The organism is uncultured Algibacter sp. (assembly GCF_905480415.1).
Lineage (GTDB): Bacteria > Bacteroidota > Bacteroidia > Flavobacteriales > Flavobacteriaceae > Algibacter_B.
Genome location: NZ_CAJQQI010000123.1, coordinates 1 through 6,181, shown reverse-complemented (window position 1 = coordinate 6,181; position 6,181 = coordinate 1). Strand labels below are relative to the sequence as shown.

Annotated in this window: 4 protein-coding genes and 1 rRNA gene; 3 read left to right on the top strand and 2 right to left on the bottom strand. The window is 31.2% G+C overall.

Annotated features, from left to right (window positions below; translation table 11 throughout):
* Nucleotides 1–705 precede the first annotated feature (705 nt).
* Nucleotides 706–1,494 (top strand): hypothetical protein, encoded by a 789-nt coding sequence (locus QZ260_RS08485; RefSeq protein WP_295985030.1) that lies wholly within the window; start codon nucleotides 706–708, stop codon nucleotides 1,492–1,494.
* A gap of 369 nt (nucleotides 1,495–1,863) precedes the next feature.
* Nucleotides 1,864–2,313 carry a helix-turn-helix domain-containing protein gene (locus QZ260_RS08480; RefSeq protein WP_295985029.1) on the top strand — a complete coding sequence of 150 codons (450 nt, stop codon included), beginning with the start codon at nucleotides 1,864–1,866 and terminating at the stop codon, nucleotides 2,311–2,313.
* A gap of 56 nt (nucleotides 2,314–2,369) precedes the next feature.
* On the opposite strand, the gene QZ260_RS08475 is transcribed toward QZ260_RS08480, so the two are convergent.
* Nucleotides 2,370–2,705: a winged helix-turn-helix transcriptional regulator gene (locus tag QZ260_RS08475; protein ID WP_295985028.1), complete on the bottom strand. Its 336-nt coding sequence runs from the start codon at nucleotides 2,703–2,705 to the stop codon at nucleotides 2,370–2,372.
* A 436-nt stretch (nucleotides 2,706–3,141) separates the two neighbouring features.
* On the opposite strand from QZ260_RS08475, the gene QZ260_RS08470 reads away from it, so the two are divergent.
* A complete protein-coding gene (locus QZ260_RS08470) occupies nucleotides 3,142–5,382 on the top strand; it encodes a glycoside hydrolase family 3 C-terminal domain-containing protein (protein ID WP_295985027.1) in 2,241 nt (746 codons plus the stop codon).
* A gap of 604 nt (nucleotides 5,383–5,986) precedes the next feature.
* Here the strand turns inward: QZ260_RS08470 and rrf are convergent.
* Nucleotides 5,987–6,094 (bottom strand): 5S ribosomal RNA (gene rrf, locus QZ260_RS08465).
* Between the last annotated feature and the right edge of the window lie 87 nt (nucleotides 6,095–6,181).

The window sequence follows — 6,181 nt, the reverse complement described above, 5'->3', positions numbered from 1 at the left end:
TTTAGGTATACAAACATTTGGGAATTAATTGAATTAACTGGAGGTCCTCAATATTAAATAGTATATTTCAAACTATTAATTGAAATATAATGGCCAAAAAGAAATAAAATAAAACCTTCCAAAATGGAGGGTTTTTTAGTTTATACTATAGGTATATTACTTTCCTACAATAAAATTACTTCTAATCCTCTTAAACAAGTTAAACTTAAAGCTAAAGAATATCCTAATTAATTTTAATATGTATGACTTTTAATACACAATTTATTGTTTCTAATCCTCTTACAGATTAAAATAACTCTATGAAAAAGCTGCTTATTATAACCTTATACATACTTCATAATTTTAATGACTAAGGTTAAGATATGTCGATAATACCAATTGCTCGGGAGGCTTAAACCCTTTTTATTTCGTTTAATTTCTCTTTACTATTTTATTATAATAAATAAATTTCAATAACCCTCAAAGCTTAAATAATCACTATTCAAAAGCTGGCATCTTCCAAACAAAATAGAGCGATGACCTATCGTAAGTAAGCCGTATTGCTTTTTAGTGTATTTTAAATTGCAATATAAAATATAAAACTATATCTTGGTCGTTGAAAAAGGATGTAGCTCGGTAAAAATCATAGTGCGTATGCACTAAACATGTTATTATGTTTCTTTATCGCAGCTAATATCTATAACCATCAATTTAAAAACAGAGATTATGAAACAAATTATTACAGGATTATTTTTAACAGTTAGTCTTTTTGTAAACGCTCAAATGGTCAACATTACCTATGTGACAGTTCCAAGAGAGAATTCTGAAACTTTTTTAGAGTTACATGAAAAATTTATGAATCTATCTAATTCGAAAGAAAGAACCATAACACAATCGGCTATTTTTGCACATGCCTTTGCGGGTGATTATACTTTTGCTATTTATGATTCTTATAACAATATGCAAGATCTTGTTAATGATGCCGCTCTTGCAAATGAAGCGATGAAAAAAAATGTAGACGCGTTGGAATTAGATACTGATGCAAAAGACGTGCTGATGGGAGAATACAGAAACTACTCAGGAATGTATGCTTACAACCATTCTGATCAAATTAGACAAAATATAGGTTTAGAAAAGCTTCAGTTTTCCATAGAAGATATGGATTGGTCAACGAAAAAAGTTGTTGTTGTTAGCACATATGAAGTTAAATGGGGAATGAATCAAGTATTTCAAGAGGGTATTATAAATGGTAGCCTTAAAGACATAAAAGAAACCGGTCATGCAGAAGCTCATTTCGCGTCACAGCACCTTTATGGCTCAGGAGCAGATTTTCAAACCTATCAAGTTTTTAACTCTTGGTCTGATTTTGCAGCTTATGAAGAAGCTAATTTAGGAGGGTCGATGTCTGACGATGATAAAAAATTCTGGTCATCAATAGAAGGGCATAGCGATGAAATTTTAACTTTGATTGGTGCGATGAATAAGGAAACAAAAGTATTTAGCTATAAGAAATAAGTTTTTTTAAAGACAAACTTAATGTAAAGTATAAATAAAATAGCCTTCATAACCTGAAGGCTATTTCTTTTTAAAGATAGATAAATCTGAAATAGATTCTGGGAACCGAGCAAGCCCAGTTAACTTCATTGAACACAACTCCAGATTCAGAAATTAAATCAGAAGTGTACTATGAGTATTACCATATTGTTGACTAGAAAGATACGAGATGGAACTCTTTTAAAAAGACGATAAAAAAAACAATTTAAAGGTAACAACATTATTAGTTGAAAGATATTTTAACACTCTTATAAAATGAAAACATATGTAATGCTTTTTGTAATGCTCTATTTTGTAGTACTTTTGCAAAGTATATAATATTTATTTCAAATGAAAAAAATAATCTACCATCAAGACGAGTCAGTTTGTGCCTGTAAAGTATCTCTTGATTTATTAGGAGATAGGTGGTCATTGATTATTGTTCGTGATTTATTTAGAAATAAAAATACGTTTTCCCAATTTTTAAATGAGTCTACTGAGCATATTTCATCAAATGTACTTGTAGATAGACTGAAAAAACTAGTTATATTAGGTGTTATTAATTTCGAGCGAAACAAAACCGATAAAAAAATTAAAGAATATTATTTAACCGATAGAGGTATTGATCTCTACAATATAATATATGAATTACAGCTTTGGACATTGAATCATGTAACTTTTAATGAATCTGAGAACACTAAAATTTGGCAGAATACTATCAAATTAGAGTCGAAAGAAACTACTATCAGAAACTATAAAAATACATATAGAAAATTAAGACTTGCGCAGTTTGGTTTTTAAAATCATGAGCTCCAAAGGGCAACCTTTATGCTCTACTTTTATAGTGGAGCCGTTTTTTATTTAGCTACAATGGTTGACCATTTCTCTAGGGCTTCAAATACTTCCCATAGTCCTTTCGACCTATCGGTTAATGCATATTCCATTCTTAGAGGGATTTCTTCAAACTGCTTTATTAAAGCCAATTCGTCACTTTCAATACTTTTTAATTGTTCGGAAAGAACTTTTCTTGAAATCCCAACAACTATTTGATGAATTTTTACAAATCTCAGTGTGCCTTGATTTATTAATTTTAACTCGTTGTTTTTGATAATCCCAATATAAATAAGAAACAGAATAGCCTGCAGAATAATTAACCCTTTTATCTGCTCCTCCAGATGAGAACTATAATACAAGCAGAATTTCTTGATATCTATTTTCTGATAAATACTTTTTTGAATGTTTTAAACTAAATCGAATTGCTGCCTTAGAGGACTTTAAAAATTTATACATACTTCTTGAATTTTAATAACTAAGGCTAAGATATAGCGAGCATACCGGTTGCTCCTTAGGTTGCTCGGAAGGTTTAAACCCTTGTTATTTCGTTTGATTTCTCTTAACTATTTTATTACAATTTAGTATTTATACTATTGATTATCAATTACTTATTATGATAATAAGTAAAATGATATAAAACCTAAAATCTCCTGGAGTTATCACAAAAAATTCATTTTCAAGTATATCCCTGATTGATTTTTATTTAGTAACTTTCTTCAAAATTTTAAAAATTCAAGTAATTTGATTTTTTGAACATGATTTAATTATACAACCAAGCTATTAATCTTAATACTTATGAAAATCACTTTAAACCATAATCGTTTAACTACTATTATTTTATCATGTGTGTTTTTCGTTCAATTATCATTACATGGTCAACAAAACTTTAAAAATTCAAATACTAACAATTTAGCACAAAACTCAATGTCTGGTGATACTGAATCTAAAATTGAAACCATTATTAAATCATTAACACTAGAAGAAAAAGTTGCCATGTGCCATGCACAATCAAAATTTAGTACTAAGGGTGTTGAACGGTTAGGCATACCTGAAATCTGGATGGCTGATGGCCCACATGGTGTAAGAGCCGAAATAAGTTGGGATGATTGGGCATATGCTGGTTGGACAAACGACTCTATTACTGCATTTCCAGCTTTAACATGTCTTGCTGCTTCTTTTAATCCAGAACTTTCTAGCCAATATGGCTTCAGTTTAGGAGAAGAAGCTCGTTATAGAAAAAAGGATGTACTATTAGGACCCGGAGTTAATATTTATAGAACACCTTTAAATGGTCGTAATTTTGAATATATGGGTGAAGATCCTTTTCTGGCATCCACAATGGTTGTACCCTATATTAAAGGTGTTCAAAAAAATGGTGTTGCAGCATGTGTTAAACATTACACCTTAAATAATCAAGAGCATTGGAGAGATAAAATAAATGTAGAAGTTAGTGACAGAGCCTTATATGAAATTTATTTACCAGCTTTTAAAGCATCAGTCAAAGAGGCAGGGGTTTGGTCTATTATGGGGTCTTACAATAAATTTAGAGGAAAATACACTACACACCATCCACTTCTTAATAAAATACTAAAAGCCGATTGGGAATTTGATGGTGTTGTAATTAGTGATTGGAGTTCTGCACATAGTACAGAAGAATCTGCACTATATGGTTTAGACTTGGAAATGGGTACAGGTACTGACGGTTTGGGAACTACTACAAATGATTTTTATTCACAATACTATTTGGCAGCTCCCTTTTTAGAAGGGCTTAAAAAAGGTGACTTTCCACAATCTATAGTTGATGATAAAGTTAGAAGAATTTTACGATTAATGTTCAGAACGAATATGAGTACTAATCGACCTCTAGGTAACGCAAATACAAAAGCGCATCATGATGTGGCTAGACATGTAGCCACTGATGGTATAGTATTATTGAAAAATAAAGAAAATTTCTTTCCTATTAAAGATAACAAGGATTTAACCATAGCCATAATTGGAGAAAACGCAACACGATCTATGACCGCTGGTGGAGGATCCTCAGAATTAAAACCGAAATTTGAAATATCTCCTTTAGACGGAATTAGAGCACGTTATAAACATGCAACTATTACACATGCTATGGGTTACCAAACTGGCCCTTCCCTATATAACGAAGTTATTCCGCCTACGCTCGATTTAGATTCTCTTAAAACAGAAGCCATTAAAACAGCAAAGAATGCTGACATTGTACTTTTTGTAGGCGGCTTAAATAAAAGTCATTTACAAGATTGTGAGGGAGATGACAGATTACAATTTGGGCTGCCATTCGGGCAAGAAGATTTATTAAATGACATCTATAACGTAAATAAAAATATTGGTTTTATATTAGTTACTGGCAATGCTATTGAAATGCCTTGGCTTGATAAAGTCAATGCTCTACTTGAAACTTGGTATCTTGGAAGTATGTCTGGACATGCTATTGCCGATATTATTAGTGGAGATGTAAACCCTTCTGGAAAACTACCTTTTTCGTTTCCAGTAAAATTAGAAGACAATGCAGCGCATTCTTTTGGAACATCGTCTTACCCAGGCGAGAATATGACCCAATATTATAAAGAAGATATTTTAGTTGGTTACAGATGGCACGATACTAAAAAAATAAAACCGCTTTATGCTTTTGGATATGGGCTTTCGTACACCTCTTTTACACTATCAGATATAAAAACGGATAAGAAAGTGTATACTCAAGAAGATTCTATAACTGTATCATGCAGCTTAAAAAATACGGGGACTATAAATGGCTCTGAAGTTATTCAAGTCTATATAGGTAAGCCGAAGTCAAAAGTAAAACGTGCTTTAAAAGAACTCAAAGGGTTTCAGAAAACAAATTTAAAACATAGTGAAGAATCTATTATTAACGCCAACATTCCTGTAAAATCCTTGGCCTATTATGATGAAACCATTTCCGATTGGAACATTGAAAAAGGAGAGTATATAGTTTATATTGGTAATGCTTCAGACAATATTTCTAAAAAAATAAAAATCTCTATTAAATAACATGAATGCTGAAAAATAGGAATCTCTCTACATTATAACCAAACACCCACGACAATTAAAGTTCTTTATTTTCCTTCATTACATATTTAGAATGTGAAGAGGGTTATTTATAAATTTTATTTACGCGAGTTTTTAAATTTGAAATTAAAAGGAGGACAGCCATTGGCTGTCAAGTAGTTTAACACAATTTCAAAACCATGCTATGCATTATCTTTTTATTAAGTCATTGCGAGTATGAACGACGTAGCAATCTAAAAATCAATTTTATAATTAAACTCTAACACTATCCAGTCCATAAAAAGAATGCCGTTATTATCACTCCCGCTCCTATGATCCAACATATTTATTTAGTAAATGGTTTTATCTTTTAGTTAAGTTTAAGAAAAAAAAATCTTAAACACATTAATGTTCAAAATTTATAAATTCTGATTACAGTTAAGACTAAAAAAGGAAACGACTATACGCTCTGTAAGTGCATTACCATCATCGCTGATAAACTTGACTTCGCTTACACTAAAAAACTTCAAAAGCCTTAAATACTAGTTTTTACTTGAGTTTAAAACAAAAAAAAGAGTCTAACTACATATGTAATTAGACTCTCTAAAAAAGGCAACGACCTACTCTCCCACAAATGTAGTACCATCGGCGCTAATGGGCTTAACTTCTCTGTTCGGAATGGTAAGAGGTGAGCCCCATCGCTATAACCACCTTAAGTTATAGCTGCTAACTATCAGTATTGAACTTCTAGTCTTCAGCATCATGCATATAGCATGATAAATATCTTAACATATTGAAAAAA